Origin of the sequence: Phocaeicola sp. ICN-14070 (genome assembly GCF_037892625.1) — a bacterium.
Classification (GTDB): Bacteria; Bacteroidota; Bacteroidia; order Bacteroidales; family Bacteroidaceae; genus Phocaeicola; species Phocaeicola plebeius.
The window spans coordinates 1-17,215 of sequence record NZ_JBBKBF010000051.1 but is presented as its reverse complement, the minus strand read 5'-3'; the positions used below and the strand labels follow the sequence as shown (position 1 = coordinate 17,215).

18 protein-coding genes are annotated in these 17,215 nt (G+C 49.7%); 17 read left to right on the top strand and 1 reads right to left on the bottom strand.

Translation table 11 applies throughout. The annotated features are described in order from the left end of the window. Positions 1–65: 65 nt before the first annotated feature. Together WKT20_RS13005 and WKT20_RS13000 are read left to right on the top strand one after the other, a co-directional pair. Positions 66–1,208: an ImmA/IrrE family metallo-endopeptidase gene (locus tag WKT20_RS13005; protein WP_007897423.1), complete on the top strand. Its 1,143-nt coding sequence runs from the start codon at positions 66–68 to the stop codon at positions 1,206–1,208. Continuing rightward, a complete protein-coding gene (locus WKT20_RS13000) occupies positions 1,199–1,756 on the top strand; it encodes a DUF4411 family protein (RefSeq protein WP_005816230.1) in 558 nt (185 codons plus the stop codon). The genes WKT20_RS13005 and WKT20_RS13000 overlap by 10 nt, the downstream gene beginning before the upstream one ends. A 162-nt stretch (positions 1,757–1,918) precedes the next feature. Here the strand turns inward: WKT20_RS13000 and WKT20_RS12995 are convergent, their stop codons facing one another. Beyond that, on the bottom strand, positions 1,919–2,548 hold the full coding sequence (locus WKT20_RS12995; RefSeq protein ID WP_007837448.1) for a M23 family metallopeptidase: 630 nt from the start codon (positions 2,546–2,548) through the stop codon (positions 1,919–1,921). 220 nt (positions 2,549–2,768) lie between these two features. Between WKT20_RS12995 and WKT20_RS12990 the strand changes: the two genes are divergently transcribed. From WKT20_RS12990 to WKT20_RS12920, 15 genes are all read left to right on the top strand, one after another. Further along, the gene (locus WKT20_RS12990) at positions 2,769–3,530 is read left to right on the top strand and encodes a DUF4099 domain-containing protein (protein ID WP_005816235.1); all 762 of its coding nucleotides are present in this window, start codon (positions 2,769–2,771) and stop codon (positions 3,528–3,530) included. A 23-nt stretch (positions 3,531–3,553) separates the two neighbouring features. Continuing rightward, positions 3,554–3,778: a hypothetical protein gene (locus WKT20_RS12985; RefSeq protein WP_005816237.1), complete on the top strand. Its 225-nt coding sequence runs from the start codon at positions 3,554–3,556 to the stop codon at positions 3,776–3,778. 37 nt (positions 3,779–3,815) lie between these two features. Then, complete coding sequence (locus WKT20_RS12980) at positions 3,816–5,411, top strand: hypothetical protein (protein WP_005816239.1); 1,596 nt, start codon at positions 3,816–3,818, stop codon at positions 5,409–5,411. Positions 5,412–5,441: 30 nt separating this feature from the next. Then, on the top strand, positions 5,442–6,584 hold the full coding sequence (locus WKT20_RS12975) for a toprim domain-containing protein (protein WP_005816242.1): 1,143 nt from the start codon (positions 5,442–5,444) through the stop codon (positions 6,582–6,584). Further along, on the top strand, positions 6,581–7,066 hold the full coding sequence (locus WKT20_RS12970; protein WP_005816244.1) for a PH domain-containing protein: 486 nt from the start codon (positions 6,581–6,583) through the stop codon (positions 7,064–7,066). Before WKT20_RS12975 ends, WKT20_RS12970 begins: the two co-directional genes overlap by 4 nt. Continuing rightward, positions 7,047–7,748, top strand: coding sequence for a hypothetical protein (locus WKT20_RS12965; RefSeq protein ID WP_005816246.1), 702 nt, complete (start codon positions 7,047–7,049; stop codon positions 7,746–7,748). The genes WKT20_RS12970 and WKT20_RS12965 overlap by 20 nt, the downstream gene beginning before the upstream one ends. Before the next feature lie 17 nt (positions 7,749–7,765). Further along, positions 7,766–8,449 (top strand): hypothetical protein, encoded by a 684-nt coding sequence (locus tag WKT20_RS12960; protein ID WP_005816248.1) that lies wholly within the window; start codon positions 7,766–7,768, stop codon positions 8,447–8,449. Between the two features lie 93 nt (positions 8,450–8,542). After that, a complete protein-coding gene (locus tag WKT20_RS12955) occupies positions 8,543–9,205 on the top strand; it encodes a hypothetical protein (protein WP_005816251.1) in 663 nt (220 codons plus the stop codon). Between the two features lie 15 nt (positions 9,206–9,220). Next, positions 9,221–10,042 (top strand): M23 family metallopeptidase, encoded by an 822-nt coding sequence (locus WKT20_RS12950; protein WP_303114129.1) that lies wholly within the window; start codon positions 9,221–9,223, stop codon positions 10,040–10,042. Positions 10,043–10,074: 32 nt separating this feature from the next. Then, positions 10,075–10,347 carry a hypothetical protein gene (locus WKT20_RS12945; protein ID WP_007897422.1) on the top strand — a complete coding sequence of 91 codons (273 nt, stop codon included), beginning with the start codon at positions 10,075–10,077 and terminating at the stop codon, positions 10,345–10,347. A 9-nt stretch (positions 10,348–10,356) separates the two neighbouring features. Further along, entirely contained in the window at positions 10,357–12,156 is a 1,800-nt protein-coding gene (locus WKT20_RS12940) for a hypothetical protein (RefSeq protein ID WP_005816255.1), read from the top strand. 82 nt (positions 12,157–12,238) lie between these two features. After that, positions 12,239–14,695, top strand: a complete 2,457-nt coding sequence (locus tag WKT20_RS12935) for a zincin-like metallopeptidase domain-containing protein (RefSeq protein ID WP_005816257.1) — start codon at positions 12,239–12,241, stop codon at positions 14,693–14,695. 4 nt (positions 14,696–14,699) lie between these two features. After that, positions 14,700–16,256: a glucosaminidase domain-containing protein gene (locus WKT20_RS12930; protein ID WP_005816260.1), complete on the top strand. Its 1,557-nt coding sequence runs from the start codon at positions 14,700–14,702 to the stop codon at positions 16,254–16,256. Next, a complete protein-coding gene (locus tag WKT20_RS12925; RefSeq protein WP_005816263.1) occupies positions 16,253–16,435 on the top strand; it encodes a hypothetical protein in 183 nt (60 codons plus the stop codon). The genes WKT20_RS12930 and WKT20_RS12925 overlap by 4 nt, the downstream gene beginning before the upstream one ends. Before the next feature lie 72 nt (positions 16,436–16,507). Beyond that, the gene (locus WKT20_RS12920; RefSeq protein WP_005816265.1) at positions 16,508–17,113 is read left to right on the top strand and encodes a hypothetical protein; all 606 of its coding nucleotides are present in this window, start codon (positions 16,508–16,510) and stop codon (positions 17,111–17,113) included. Positions 17,114–17,215: the final 102 nt, after the last annotated feature.

The window sequence follows — 17,215 nt, the reverse complement described above, 5'->3', positions numbered from 1 at the left end:
TTTTGCAACGCAAAATTGTGCCTAAGCATTTGCATCAAAACAACAATAGTTCAATCGAGGCTGATATGAAAGTAGAGATTAACAAGAAACGTTTAGAATACCTGCTGGCATTATACAAGATGTCGGTGGATGACTTGTTGTCTCTTCTGAACAAAGGCAGGAAACGGATAACAGGAGCCGCAGACATCAGTGGAGATTCTATTGATTTGGGGGTGTTGAAGCGTATAGGTGAGATATTCGACAAAGAAGTCAGTTTCTTTCAAGACTATTCTAAGTTGTCAACCAATGCAAGCAGCAGTATCTTCTTCCGCAAGACCTCATTCGGAACAGAGCTGAACTTGGAGTCGATCCGTACTGTAAACCGATTCGAGAGTCTGAAAAACGCTTTGGATGCATACAACAAACTGTCGCAACTGGATGTGAAGTTTGACATAGAACACTACACCCTACAAGATGACCCTAAGACAGTAGCCGTACGTGCAAGAGATTTTTTTTATCCCGGGGAAACTGTCAATCATAGGCAGTTTCTTGTGAAGATGATAGAAAAAATCGCCGATCATGGCATTTTTGTCTTTGAATACATAGAGACATGGAACAAGAAAGAGAAAACCAACATTGACGGTTTTTACCTTAAGCCCAATGTGATAGTGCTTAAGCATCATAAGCATTACAAGCGAGAAATATTCACTCTGGCGCATGAATTGGGGCATTGTCTATTGGGGATTGAAGAAGTGGAGTCGGTGGACATGATGGACATCTCGGCACAGACTTCATACAGTGATGTCGAAAGATGGTGCAATGATTTTGCATATCAGTTCATTATGGGACAAGAAGCAGAAACACTTGCTAACATAGCATGTGTAGATTCCCGTAACGACTACTGCATTGACCTCTTCAAGGCTATCAGTGCACGGACGCACATTAGCCGTCTTGCCTTATATACAAGGATGTATATCGACAGGAAAATCAGCTATTCGAGCTACAGCAATGTCAAGAGTGAATTGGCAGAGGAATACAGAAGAAGAGAGGAACAGGAAAAGTTGAAAAACTCTGAGAAGAGAGGCGGGCGAACACCAAAGCCCATCATTTCTCCGCTATTCTTGAAAACCATGCAATATGCCTATTTCAATGGAGTGGTCAACGAGACCACTTTCTGTTCGAGACTCAATGTCAAACCAGCAAATTTTGAGAGGGAGTTATGGCGATAGTTGTTGATACATGCTCATTGGTGATGATTGCCAAGAATTATCTTCCCTTGGATAAGGACGGACAGTTGTACTCATTCCTGGAAGAGGCGTTCTCCCGCAAGGATTTGATGCTACTTGATGTGATTCTGGATGAATCAAAACGCACCTCCAAAGGAATTGCAGTTGAAAAGATGCCTTTCCTCAAAGACAAGAAATTGGTCATTCCGACAAAGGATCTATTTCCATGTGCCCCAGAGAGATTCAGCAACATGATAGACAACAATTTCTGTGTAAGACTGAAGAAGCAGGAACTGACTGAAGAAGAATACATAGAGCAAAAGGAAGAATACCTTAAAACAGGTGATGCTAAGATTATCATTTATGCACTGAATGTACGACACTCGGACGCTATCCATCTGGAAGAGATGCAAGTAATGACGGAGGAAACAAGGCAGCAGAATGACGGTAAGTTGTTCAAGAAACTTCCTTTGTTGTGTGAGCAGATAGGGATTGGAACACTAACCGTTTCAGAATATCTGCATAGAAACGGGTTCTTTATTGACAAATAGCATAGATATTAGTATCATCTTATGACATCTTTCACGAAATCATATTATATTCGTGAATAAAACACTTGTTTTTCAAGAATAGAAATTGTTGAGGATTAGATATTTAAGACATTATTGCAATGCGGAAGGGGTGATGTGAACGACAAAAGACAAGGCGTTCTATTAGAGTGGATGCTTGATAAGATTGAGAAGAATGGACGGGTCGATGGCTCGTCCTTTTTTTGTGTCTTTGAGTGTGAGGTGCAGGTGGGGACCAGTACTGCGACCACTGTTGCCTGTCAGCGCGATGATGATGCCGGGACGGACGTGGGTGCCTTTGGTGACGAGAGTTTGGGAGAGGTGGCAATAGCTGACGGTGAAGTCGCCGTGACGGAGGGTGACATAGAGGCCTGAACGTTTGTCCTTGCCTACCTTGATGACCTCGCCGTGCATCATGGCGTATGTGGGTTCGTAATTTGCCTTCAAATCAAGCCCGTTGTGTAGGGCTTTTCTTTTTGTAAATGGGTCTCTGCGGTAGCCGAAAGGGCTGGTGACAGAGATATGACGGAGTGGACTGACAAGTGCCGTGTGGCGGTCGGTCTGCTCCGTTTGGGTTTGTAATGGGGCAAAGGCAAGAGAGTCTCGCCGCTGATGCGGCGAGCACGGAGGCAGTTGTTCGGATGTTGCGGACTGCGTCGTTTTTGGCACAGCCTTGCGGTGTACCTTAGTCTGTGTGACGGTATTGAACTGAGCGCATACTGTTGCTGATGAACAGAATATTGCTGCTATTGTGATGAGTAGAAATCGTTTCATGGTGCAAAAGTAACAAGCAATTCTTTGACTGGCATAAAGAACAAAGGGAAGACAAGAAGATTGTAACATAATATAGCAATCGAGTTTGATTTTTGAGCAGAAATCAAACTCAAATAATAATAATCGTCAAAAATAACACGCATTATCTTATGCAATTCTGCTTGTCTCTGAATAGGTATATAACTTTGCATGAGTTTAATTTCAAATTCAAAGTTAAAGTATGAAGCAAGTACGATTTGAAGAGAGCGAGGTGCCTTATCAGACACTGGCTCGTTTTGGTCTCACACAAGAGAAGATTGAAGACCTGCCCATGTGGGCGTTGGAAGATATTGGTCAGGGACGACGTTCACCGTTGCTGCCCATTCAGGTGAATAATGATGAGGGCGAGACATTGAAGAGCCGCACCCGATTTGCGTTGGTCCGTATGGAGGACGGCAAGGTGGATGTGGTCTTCTATCCGCAGTTGGAGAAATCACCATTGGAGGCTTTTACTCAGGAACAGCAGGAGGACTTGCTGGCTGGAAAGGCTATCCTTGCCGATGTTAAGGATGCTGATGGCAGGAGCAGCAAGGCTTTCGTGCAGATTGACACGGAGACCAATCAGGTGATGTCGGTACCTACGCCTGTCATCGGGCGCAACTTGGAGGTGCTGAAGGATGAACTGAAACTGAGTTCGGCAGAACTGACCGTGATGCAGAAGGGTGAGCCGCTCACGCTCATCATGGAGGACGAACAGGTGACGGTGGGTATTGACCTGAACGATAAGACCGGCATAAGGATTAATCAAGGCGACAGTCAGAAGTGGAAGGAGAACACCAAGCGAGAGTGGGACAAATACACCTTCGGGTGCTATGGCTGTTGGGTAATGGGCGATGACGGTAATCTTGACTATGTGCCTGAAGAGGAATACACGGAAGAACTTTGGAATGAGCAGAAGAAGAATGGAGAGCGCAACCGCGCCTCTTTTTCCATGCACAAATAATCTACACATAATATAATAAGTATATGGCATCAAATAAATATTATCCAGAGGATGTGCTCGTCGAGAAGATACAGAGCGGCGAGTACGGTTGGTTGGAGTATGTCAACCATCATTCTGCTGAATGGCAGGAAGAATATGAGAGCTATTGTCTGAACAACGGACTCTGCATTTGTGAAGAGAGTGCGGAGCAGTTTGTCCATCACAAAGATGAGGAACTGGAGAAGGCAATAGAGAACGGTGAAGCATGATAAATGAAGAGTGAAGAATGAAGAGTGAAGAATAAGTATGGCGATAAGAAAGAATACGAATCCCCAACAGATGGACCTGCAACCAGAGATGCGTGACTTGCTCATGCGCAATGGTATGCAGGCTCATGTGGTGAGTAATGGCAGCGGCTATCAGCTTGTGGTGCAAGGGCATGACAGTCCGCTGCTTACCTATAACATCACCGAGAAGCAGATGTTGGCTCTGACCGACTGGGGTACGAATCATGCCAACAAGTTAGCCTACAATACCTTTACGGGCATTGTGGGCAACGACTTCTATATGCCCAAGAACTTCGTTCATGCACGCAATGCCAACGGTCGTGTAGCTATGGGGCTGCACGGCTATCGTGTTGGTATCGGCGAGTATGGACGGATGGGGCGCATCGATATGCCACCACCCTTTTTAGGTTGGACACCACGCAGTCAGGAGGGATTCCATCTTCGCAGAGTTGGAGGACGATTGTTCTTCCCCGAAGCCCCGATTGTGCCTGAACGTTGGGACGGCAGAATGAAGCCTGGCGAATTGCAGAGCGGCGGTTATGGGTTCTATTATAAGGGACAGCAACAGAGTTATAGCCCTCAGCAACAGGATGTGCTGAAAGATTTGGAGGGAATCATAATGCCTTCCATCAGCCGCACGAGAAGCACGGAGCCAGCCAAGCCTTATAAGGAACTGATTACCTCGCCTGTCTATTTCACCAATGAGAAGTGGCAGGAGTGTCTGGCATCGCATGGCATCATCATTGATGAGAATGCGAAGACGCTGACCATTCAGTCGAACAGCGTCAATGCCGACATGGTGTATGACCTGACAGATGAGGAACTGAAGAAACTCACCTCCAACTCCATCAAGGAAGTGCCCGTCGTTCAACGCTTGGAACTGCTGAATGGCATCATCAAGGACGACTTTGCTGACAAAATCCTGATGGACACACTGAATAGCAAGGAGCGCATCGACCTGCATCTGCATCCCGAACTTGAACAGGAGTTGCAGCAGCGTCAGCAACAAGACGAGGAACGGTTGCTTCCGTTGGAAGAGGACGAGACTGTCAGACGTGACGTGTTGCAAGGCGATGCCATGGTGAGAGGTGAAGACCTTGCCTTGATTAATGAGAACAAGGGTTGGTATCGTGAGGGAGCGCATGGGCGTGAAGTGAAAGTCGGTGACATCATGGTGGAGAAAGTGCCTCCGATGGAGGGAGATAAGAAAGGCGAAGATAAGTATCGCATGACCGCCATTATCAATGGAGAAGCCATCACGCACGAAATCAAGCAGAAGGACTACGACAAGTTCTTGGCGGTGGATGACTACCATCGCATGAAACTCTTCTCCAAGGTTTTCAGTGAAGTGGATATGAAGACACGCCCCGAAACCAACGCCGGACTGGGCACGAAGATATTGGCGGCTCTGACGGCAGGAGCAGTCGTTACAGCAGAGGTGGCGCATGACATAAGCCACCATCATCACCATCCAGCCCCGGAGTTCTATGCAGAGCATCATGGCGGTCCACGTCCTTACTTCAAACCGGGAGTGGATTCGCCACAGGAGATTGCGGCAAGGTACTTTGAGGCAGAAGCAAATCATGTTGCCACGGAGATAAGGAGAGGATATTAACAATGTATAATTTACAATTTATAATTTATAATGAGTAGTGAACTGACATACGATGACTTTCTGGACAGGTTGAGCATACAGGAAGTACTGGTGGACGCAGGGTATCATCTGAACAAGAGAGATGGCTTGCGTTATCCGTCGTATGTGCGTACTGACAGTGAGGGCAGACGGGTGCGTGGTGATAAGTTCATTGTCACGCAGAATGGGAAATGTTGCTTCCAACCACCGCAGCAGAAGGTGTATAATGTCATTTCGTTCATCAAGGAGCATCCAGAAATGTTTTCAGAGAACAAGGTGGGAATGTCTCCTGACCGACTCGTCAACCTCGTCTGCAACCGACTGCTCAACCAACCCATAGAGGACAGACCATCGAAGATTACAGAACCAAGAAAGGACGGAAAGCCATTCAACCTGAATGACTACGACATCCACAAGTTCAATCCGCAGGACAGGGAAACGCAGAAAAGGTTTTATCCCTATTTTAAGTTCCGAGGCATCGACCTCTATACGCAGTATGCTTTTCATCGGCATTTCTGTCTGGCTACTAAGCATCGGACGGATGGACTTACCTTTGCCAACCTTGCCTTTCCGCTTGTACTGCCCAAGACACCCGACAAGACTGTGGGCTTTGAGGAACGAGGACGACCGAAGATGGACGGTAGCGGCGGTTACAAGGGCAAGGCAGAAGGAAGCAACAGCAGTGAAGGACTGTGGATTGCCAACCTCACGGGCGAGCCGTTGGATAAAGCAAGCGAAATTGTATGGTTTGAGAGTGCCTACGATGCCATGGCAGAGTATCAGATAAATCCTGTAAAGATGGTGTATGTATCTACGGGCGGCACACCCACCGAGGGACAGATGCGAGGACTTCTGTCCGTTACTCCCAACGCACGGCACTATTTGGGTTTTGACAAGGACGATGCAGGGCGGCAGTTTGTTGCAAACTTCAGGAAGGTGGCAGCAGAGATGGGCTTCCGTCACGAGCATGTGCAAGCCTATCATCCATTGGGTTGCTACAAGGACTGGAACGATGCGCTGCTCAACAAGAAATCAGCAGAACTGATTGCCAAGGGCGAACCAGATACCTTCGACTATGCCGAGTTTATCGCAGCCGGCAAGGCAGAGAAACAAAGGGAAAAAGAAGAAAAGAACACATATCATAGAAGCGTATGAGACAAGAAGATAATAGCATCATCACCTTGTGCCCCAGCATCGGACAGTTTTTCATCAACGAACTGCCTCTGTTGCTGTTGTGCGTGGCAATGCTCCTAATCGGAGGATTGCCCGGTTGTGCATATAGTACCCTGTTGCTTGTCTTCAGCCTCCTGTTCTCCCTCTGTTTACTCTACCGATTCATCTATCTGAGGAGTATCCGCTACCATATCGGGAGCGAGCAACTCATCTGTGAGCACGGAGTGTTTCAGCGGAGCGTGAACTACATGGAGTTGTACCGAGTGGTGGACTTTGCCGAGCATCAGACATTGATACAACAGTTATGCGGACTGAAAAGCGTGACCGTGTTGTCGATGGATAGAACGACACCGAAACTGGAAATGACCGGCATCAGCAACAGCTATGACGTGGTGAGTGTGATACGAACAAGAGTAGAAACGAACAAACGAAGAAAGGGCGTATATGAGATTACGAATAGATAAGATTTGGTTCATTGTCGTGGCATTGGTACTGAGCGTGCCGTCAGCCCATGCACAGATTGTGACTGCCAACCCTTTGGAATGGATGGCATTAGCAGAGGGCAACGAAGCCATCAACGGTGAGATAGAGAAGGAAATCAAAGGTCAGACCAAGACTGCCCTGTTGCAGAATACCATCGCCGCAGAGTTCACCAAGATACACGAATGGGAGAAGAAGTACAACAGTTATCTGAAAACCGCCAGTGGTTATGCCTCTTCCCTCAAAGCCTGTACCTATCTGTACGACGATGGAGTGAAGATATTCATCACCTTGTGTAAGATGCGCAAGGCCATCAACAATAATCCGCAAGGCATCGTTGCCACCCTCTCGATGAACAACCTGTATATGGAGACCGCCACGGAATTGGTGTCCGTCTTCACACTGCTGAAAGATGCAGTCGCCAAAGGAGGCAAAGAGAACATGCTGACTGGTGCGGAAAGGAGCAAGACGCTGTGGGCACTGAACGACAAGCTGAGTGCCTTCAGCAAGAAGCTGCATCGTCTTTATCTGTCTATACGATATTACACCATGACCGATGTGTGGAACGGCGTGACGGCAGGGATGATAGACCGAAGCAATGGAGAGATAGCCACCCAAGCCCTTAGCAGATGGCGCAGAGCAGGACGTATGACCATCAGTGATTAACGATAAAGGAATCAGTCATGAAGTATTTCATATCAATTGCCATTTTTATGTTTATATCATCTTTTGCAGGAGTGCGGGCGCAGAACGACCCGACTCTTGCGGGGATGATTCTGATGTACACCAACAAGGCGGAGAAAGAACTGAAGAATCAGGAGAAAGTGATGCTGCTACAATCCACCGGCCATATCTGGACCAAGGAGGAAGTGGAAGCCACTACCGACCTGCAGCGGGAGTTCAACAACTATCTGGACTCCTTCCGTTCCATCGTCAGCTATGCCGCACAGATATATGGTTTCTATCACGAGATAGGTCAGTTGGTGGACAATATGGGTGGATTGGTGGCGCAGTTGGATGCCCATCCTGCCAACGGACTTGCCGTAGCCCTGTCAGCCAAGCGCAACAAGATATACCGCGAGCTGATTATGAACAGCATCGAGATAGTTAATGACATACGCACGGTATGCCTGTCGGGCAACAAGATGACCGAGAAGGAGCGTGTGGAGATAGTCTTCGGCATCCGACCCAAACTGAAGAAGATGAACAAGCAGTTGAAGCGACTGACGAGGGCGGTGAAATACACCACCATGGGCGATGTTTGGATGGAGATAGACGAAGGGGCAAGACCCACCAAAGCGAACAAAGCCGAGATAGCAGCGGCTGCCAAGAGGCGGTGGAAGCAGGTGGGCAAGAACGTAAACTGATGGAGCAGCGAGAGCAGAGCCGAACTTGTTCGAGCTATGCCGAGTCGTGACAGAAGAAGACGAAGTCAAACCGTGATTAAAAAACGATAAGATATGGGATTTTGGAGTTCATTATTGAAATATGGTGGCAAGGCGGCACGAGGTACTGGCCATGTCATCGGAGTAACTGGAAAGACCTTAGGCAGTGCGGCACTCCACCCGCAACGCACCCTTATGGGAGCCGGCAAGGCTATGCAGACGGCCGCAGTGGGTAGTGCCGCAGGCTATGTGACATGGGAGAAGCTGACCACAGACAAGAGCGTGGCACGCATCGTAGGTGATGCTGTCATCGGCGAGAATGCCACGGAAGCGGTGGCACAAACCGCCAACGATGTGCAACGTCTGACGGGCAAGGCTGGTGAAGCCGTTGATGCGGTGAACACTGTAGCCGGAAAGATGGACACCCAGTTCAGCGGCATCAGTGATTTCTTTAGGAATATGTTCGGAGGCGTAGGATGCGACATGATAGGCAATCTCTTTGGCAATATCGGCAAGGGCAACGTGTCGGGTATGAGCATCGTCGGACTGGTGGCTGCCGCCTTCATGGTATTCGGACGCTTTGGTTGGATGAGCAAGATTGCGGGTGCCCTGCTTGGAGCGATGATCATCGGGAACAATTCTAAGGTGGCACAAACTCTGCCTAACAGAGGCGGTACGTCTTCACATGGGCAGAACATGAAAGAAGCAGAGACCCAAAGCAGAGGGATGAAACGATAACCAATATACAGTGATATGAGATATACAGAAGAAATGATACTGCGCTCATCGAGCGGCTACTGTATGCCGTTTGAGGAGCCTATAAAGCAGGACGTGCAGATGTCCTTGGGTTACGGAGAGCAGAAAAATCCCGTGACGGGAGAAACATTCTTCCATCACGGCATAGACTTCTCAGTGAACCATTACCTGCTGTCGGCGGTGGCAACGGGAACCGTCTCTGCCATTGGGTCGGACGCGGAGCATGGCATCTACCAGACCATCCGCTACGGCAAATACGAAGTGACTTACAGGCATCTCTCCAATGTCTTCGCCAACTTCTCCCAAAGCGTCAAGGCCGGTCAGACCATCGCCATCAGTGGCGACCTGCTGCACATGGAGGTGAGGTTTGACGGAGAGGAAATCAATCCGTTGGAGTTCCTCACCATGCTCTACGGCAATATCAAGGCATTGGAGCACAATTCCCAAATGGGCATCAATGAACTGGACATGAACATCCCTTCACCCTACGACACCGACCGTCAGGAGATAGAGGCATTGATGCTCCGCTTCCTTCCCTCCTACTTCGAGGACCTTCAACAAGGAGCATACTCTCTGCCCGAACATACGGAGCAGTCGTTGAGAAACATCTTCTCGTTGGGAGCGAGCAAGCATTATTTCTACGAGACCATGCCGAGCATGGCTAATCCCTTGGGCATCGGCAACCGCTGTATGCCTTTGGCGACTAAGGTGCAGAACCTGCTCATTGCCGACTTTCTCAACTATCTTGCCATGCGACATCAGGTATATCCCTCCACGATGGACGAGGTGTTAAAAAAAAACTCCAAGAGCAAGCCCTGACGCATGACGGCATCATCGACCCTCTTGCCGACTTGGACGTGGATATCCAGAGCTTCGACATTCCGAGGATAGTGAGCGTCTATCCCGACCGGGCTGGCGTGAGATGGTGGACAAAGGCATGGTTCAATGGTAAGGAAGAGGGGGAACCCTCCGTGGAGATTGAGGAACGTATGGCCGTGCAGTTCATCCACTGCCAAGTGGACAAGGACGCATGGTTGGAGGAACACTATCCTAAGCAGATGGAGATATATCACAATGCCATCGAGCAGACAAAGGAACAGATATTACAGCAGTATAATATATAAACAAGGTATATGGCAGTTAAGAACAGTCAGCGATTCGCAGAGATAGAGCGTCTGATGGGCGACTACTTCGGGTGTCACCTTGCCCCCGTGATGGGCAGGGTGCAACGGGACTTGTCCAACAGACAGGCAGACGAGATGCGAGCCTACTCCAACAGTACGGCTGGCATCCTACGCTCATTGGCCACTGCCAATATGCCTGGTGATGACCCATACGCCACGCTGAAGATTACAGGCAAGTGGAACAGCAAGACCACCGAAGACTATCTGGCGATGTGCAAGGAGGCTATTGTCGGCAACAAGGATATGCAGCGTGACCTTGCCGTGATGGCTGAGGAATGGCGCAAGGCGGTGGTGACGGAGATAGGACGAGAGCGGTACGATGCACTCTCTAAACAACTCGGTTGTGATTTGGCATACGCCTATATCGATCACCGCATGGAGCAGCTGATGATAGAAAAAATGGTGAAAGACCGTATGCCAACATCTTCTGCCGACTATATCATCCGCAAGGCGGCACAAAGCAGTCTGTTCGGTCTGCCCTACGAACTGAACAAGTCACCCCTTGCCGCAGAGATAGAAGCCAAAGGAGAGGCAGCCTATAAGCCCTCTCGAACAGAGAAGGCAGCGGGATGGGCAGCCGGAGCGGGTGCCGATGTCGTGGCCATGGGAGGGATTGGCTCATGGGCAACCTTCGCCAAGTTTGTCGGTATCGATATGGTGATGAATGTCGGCATGGAGCACCTAAGCAAGAAAGGTAGCAGCCAAGAGGTCTGTGTCGAGGAGTGTATCAGCAAGGGAGTTTTCGGTACGGGCACCAACGTCTTCGCCTCATTCCGCAAACAGGCAAAAGTCATCAAGAACCACGAGAACAGCTATATCAAGGCTACCAACAGCCATTTCAAGAACAAGATTCCCACGAGCAATATCACTTTTATGGATTGGACGAAACAAACCGAGCAGACCTCTTTTCCTTGGAACAAAGGTACGTTCCTTGACCCTCAGAGAAACGAAGCAACCAAACGTACAGGCAAGTACAAGGATGTGCCCTTGATAGTTGCGCCTGGACAGGAAGACGAGTATCTGGAGGTTAAGGCGAGACTGGATGCAGAGGCTGAGAAGGAGAAGAAGGCAGAACCGAAAGAAACTCCTGATTCATCGACTGAAGAGGCAACACCATCTGTAGTCCAGCAGGAGGAAACAGCCTTACAAACAAACGAAAATGGATGGGACGGGCTGTTGCAGAGTTTTGGACTGAACGGCTTTTCAGACATCGGCAAGAACCTTGGTTATGTGTTGGCGATGCTGCCCGATGTACTGGTGGGACTGTTCACTGGCAAGACAAAATCGCTGAATATGGACAATAGCCTCCTTCCTTTGGCCTCTATCGTGGCTGGAATGTTCGTGAAGAATCCTATACTGAAGATGCTGTTGATGGGTATGGGAGGTGCCAATCTGCTCAACAAAGCGGGACATGAGGTGCTGGGCAGGAAACAGCAGGAAGGCATTGCACCTACAGTTAGTCCTGCTGCATCTCGCATTCAGTACCGCCAATATCCTGATGAACCACTCAATCCTCGTATCAGCAACCCGATGCTGCAAGGGCGGTGTCTCGTTGCCAACATTGACCATGTGCCTTGTACCATTCAACTGCCTGACAGTGTGATTGGGGCGCATCAGTCGGGGGCATTGCCGCTGAATACATTGGCTAACGCCATACTTGCCAAGAACGACCAGATGCGACAGATGGCAGCAATGCAGTACGAAGAGCAGGCACGGGAGAGCGTGGTGCGACCGAGGGGAATACAGTGAAGCCCGACAACAAAATTGTCGGGAACGGTGGCTTGGTAAGCCAATTATAGAATGTGATTGAGATAAACAAAAAGATAAAAGCATGAAAGAGAAATCAGAATTTGAGAAGCGGACGGCGGAGAAGCAGGTGTCGCTGCTCACTGAGGCACTGACGAGTGCGGTGGATGCCAAGGGACATTGGTTGAATGCAAGCGGCAAACTCTATCCGAAGCTCTATCCCAAGGGCTTTTCGGTCAGTCCGTTCAATGCCCTTGTCCTTGCCCTTGACTCCGATGCCAAGGGTTGCAAGAGCAATCTGTTTACGCAGTTCTCCGAAGCGAAGGCACGGGGTGAGAGCGTGAGGGAGCATGAGAAAGGTGTGCCGTTCCTGTATTACAATTGGAATAAGTACGTCAACCGCAACAATCCCGACGATGTCATCACCAAGGAGGCATACGCAGAACTGTCGGAACAGGACAAACAGCAGTACAAGGGAGTGAAAAACCGTGAGATCCGTGTGCTGTTCAATATCGACCAGACGCTACTGCCTATGGCTAACGAAACAGCCTACACTACGGCATTGAAGAAGGATGGCACGGTGGAGGATAGAGGTTATGGCGACAAGGAGGACAAGCAGCTGCATGGGTGCGTCAACGGATTCCTTCAGAAGATGAAGGACAACCTCGTGAATGTACGTCAGGACGGCACGGGTGTGGCGCACTACGACACCGAGAAGGATGTCATCTACCTGCCACGGCAGCGTGACTTCGAGCACTACAATGACTATGTACAGGAGATGATGCGTCAGTTGGTGTCTGCCACCGGTCATCAGCAGCGGTTGGCACGTGAGGGCATGGTCATGAAGAACGGCAAAGCCCCGTCGGAGGATGCCGTGAAGAAGGAACGACTCATCACTGAGATAGCTTCGGGCGTGAAGATGCTCGAACTGGGACTGCCTGCCCGTCTGTCAAAGGACAGCCTTAGCATGGTGGACTATTGGACGAGGGAACTGAAGGAAGACCCTTGTCTGATTGATGCCATCGAGAGTGAGGTGAACGGTGCGCTGAAGGTGTTGAAGAAAGCCGAACTGGGTGAAAAGGTGGAGTATGCCACCGACCAGCATCAGCGAGAGACGGCGCAGATACAGGTGCAGTTGCCCAACCACTACTTCGTAGCAGACGAAATCAAGCAGCATCCCAACGAGGAGCAGCGTACTGTGGTCATCGTGCGTGATGATGCCAGCAAGACCGCCGATGTGGTGCTGCCACAGGGTGCATCGTTGGAGGTGAACAACGAGATCAAGGGCATGAACAAGCAACGCTTCACCAATGCCTTGCAGAAAGAGGGTTATGACAACGTGCGTTTCTACAATCCCGACGGAGCCTTGGGCTTCCGTCCCGACGACAGTTATTTCGCCGACAAGAAAATCACGGTATCAAGACTGCGCAACTGGTCTATCGAAGACCTATCCTCGTTGGATGCTTCTGAGGCCGTAACCCACAGCCGTGACATCGGTTTCGACAATGTGCAGTTGGTAAAGGATGACAAGGAGCGGTGGGCATTGTACATCAAGCCCGAAGGTAAGGAGGGCTTTGCCGTCTATCCCGACAAAGGAGACCTCAATCATTTCTTCACCACCTTGAAGCAGTCGATGGACAACATCGAGCGTGTGCGTGAGGAACTGGCACAGAAGTATTATGCTATGGCAGAGGCGAAACCCGACCTGAAGGTGGACATCTTCGGAGGTAATGAGCAGGAGGTTGATTTGAACCGCATCCAGCGTGTGGCAGTATTCCGTGCCAAATCGGGCGAATGCCTGTGTGCAGCCACTATTGACGGCAAGAAGTTGCAGCCGAGAAGTGTCAGTCCGTCACAATGGCAACGATTGTGGGTGGCTCCTGACAGGGATTCCTACAAGCAGAACCTTGCCGCCTCGCTGTTTGCTGATGTATTGCAGAAAGACAACAATGTCGAGCAAAGTACACAAGAGAAGCAGGAAGAAGCGACGGAGGTGAAGCAAGCGGAGACGGCAATTGTCGATAAGCATGATGAACAGAAGGAAGTGGTACTTAAGGAAGATAAAAGCTCTGAACAAAGGGAAGAGAAGAAACAAGAGGAAAAGAAAGAAGAAAAGAAGGATGAAAAGGCTGTCAAGGCTGCTGTCTCTCCCCTTGTCCAACAATATCTTGACTTGAAGAAGAAGCATCCTGATGCCATTCTTTTGTTTCGCTGCGGTGACTTCTATGAGACCTACAAGGATGATGCGGTGAAGGCATCCAAAATATTGGGTATTACGCTGACAAAGAGCAATGGGCGCAAGGATGATGAAGGCAAGCCGTTGGCAATGGCAGGATTCCCATATCATGCCCTCGACACCTATCTGCCGAAGCTCATTCGTGCTGGTGAACGGGTGGCCATCTGTGACCAGTTGGAAATGCCGAAGCAGACAACATCATCGAAGCGTGGAATTACGGAGATGGTGTCACCTGGAAAAGAGACAGGAAAGCAGATGGCACAGGAAAGTCAAGAAACAGAACAACACACCAGTCTAAGGAGATAGGCTTATGGGAAAGAACGCAGCGTATGCCGCACAATATGCGGAGGAAGCCAAAGAACAGATGCGGATGTATGGGATTCCTGCCTCCGTCATCTTGGCGCAAGCCATACTGGAGAGCAGCAACGGACAGAGCCAACTGTCGCGCGAATGCAACAACCACTTTGGCATCAAGGCTACGGCATCGTGGTTGAAGAATGGCGGAGAGTATGGAGTCTATACGGATGATAGGCCCAACGAGAAATTCTGTAAGTACAAAAGCGTGGGTGACAGTTATGAGCATCACTCGCAGTTCCTGAAGCAGAACAAGCGTTATGCGCAGTGCTTCACGCTGTCGCCTGACGACTACAAGGGATGGACGAAGGGCATTGAGCGTGCCGGCTATGCCACGGGCGGCGGTTATGCTGCAAGTCTGCAGCGCATCATTGAAGCCAACGGACTGGACAAGTATGACAGTGAGGTGATGGCTGAGATGCGGGCAGAAGGTCGGTCGTTCGGGGTGGAGAATAATCCTCGTAGAGAAATGCCTGCTGCCCATGTACCGCAGTCTGCCGGGTATTCCTTTCCTGTGGAGCGAGAGGAGTTTCTCTTCATCACCTCGCCTTTCGGCAATCGCCAGGATCCGATGGATGCCACCAAGCAGCAGATGCACAAGGGCATTGACATCAAGACGAACCATGAGGCGGTGTTGGCCACGGAGAACGGCGGCAAGGTGGTGGCGGTGAACCATAATGCGAACACGGCAGGAGGGAAATCCGTCACCGTGGAATACAGCCGTGAGGATGGCAGCAAGGTGCAATGCTCCTACCTGCATCTGTCTGACATAGCAGTAAAGGTAGGTGACGTGGTTAATGCCAGTCAGAAGTTGGGGGTGTCGGGAAATACCGGCACCAGAACCACTGGCGAGCATCTGCATTTCGGAGTGAAGAGTGTATCGGCTGACGGCTCAAAAAGGGATATGGATCCAGCCGCTTATCTGGCAGAAATCGGACAGAAAGGCAACATCAAGCTACAGGCCCTGCATAACGGCAATGACCTGTTGGCAAAATACAAGAGCAATGCGCCACAGGAGCAGAAGGTTTCGTCGGAGGACTGGATGAAGAAAATCCTTTCCTCGGAGGACAGCGGCGTGGGCATTTCGGGAACGAATGACCCTATACTCGACATGGCGATGACCACCTTCATGTCGCTGATGATGTTGGCAGCGCAGATTGACAGCAATGATGAGGAACGACAAAAAGGACTTATCTCTGCCATGGCAGCCAACCGGCTCGTAGATTTGACCTCGCTTGTTCCAGGCATGAGGCAATGCACCATTACTGTGGGTGAGAACGGCAAGACTGTGCTTCATGCAGAGAGCGGTACGGTGAAGATTGACCGTGAACTGACCTCCTCGGAGATGAACCGCCTGTCGCTCATTTTGGGCAATGCCAATCTGTCGGAAGAAAGCAAACGGACGAAGATTGCGGGAATGGTGACAGGCATCGTGGCGACACAGCAGGCTTCGCAGAACTTCGAGCAAGGGATGGAGGCTGAGAGTCAACAACAAAATCTGCAAAGGAAATGAAAAGGATAGCAAGTCATCTGTGTACATTGCTGGTGGGTATGGTAGCTGTGGCAGGACACTTCATGCTTACCCAATGGCTTTTCGGTCAGACCGTGGCCATCATCTATCTCGGCTTCCAACTTATCATAGCAGCGTGGATAGTCTATGAACTGATACGTGCGCTAGTATATGATGATTGAAAAGAGATTATTGTCATTGCTAAGACATTTCACTTGGACGATGGATATGTATAATTCAAATAGTATCGAGCAATGATCAAATGTAATGTAACAGTGTGCGGAACGGTCAGCAAGGCTGCGACCTGCCGCACGAACAAGGAGGGCAAGGCATTCGTGAGCTTTGCCATGAACGTAGTCATTCCAGCGAAGAGCGGGATTAACAAGACCATCGAGGTGTCGGTCATCAAAGATGGGACACTGACGGAGGTGGGCAGCTGCAACATCGGCGAACGCATTGAGGTAGCCGGTGTATTGGTACCAAGAAAATGGGGCGATGTCCTTTATTTCAACCTGTCGGCAAGCAGCATCAGCCACCAGCCTGACGAGGCAGAGGACTGCATCAAGGGCGTGATGGAGTTCCGCGGCAAGGTGGGCAAGAGCATTGAGGACAAGACGGACAAGAATGGTGTGCCGTACTGCCAGTTCTCCGCTTTCAGCGCAGAGAAAGTACAGGACGGATTTGAATACATCTGGGTAAGTTTCTTCCTATTCGATGGCAAATGCGAGGCATGGCTGCAACCAGGCGTGAAAGCGAACATCAAAGGGGCATTGTCTGTCAGTGTCTTCAATGACAAACTGGACTTCTCCTGCCGAGTGTCTGAAATGAGCGAATATGTTCCGCAGCCCTATAATGGTTAATTGACTATGGGAAAGCCTTATGCTAAGGAAGGTCCGAGTGCCGAAGACAAGGCACTCGACCTGTTTGCCGATATGATGATTTTATGTTGAGGTCAACATAAT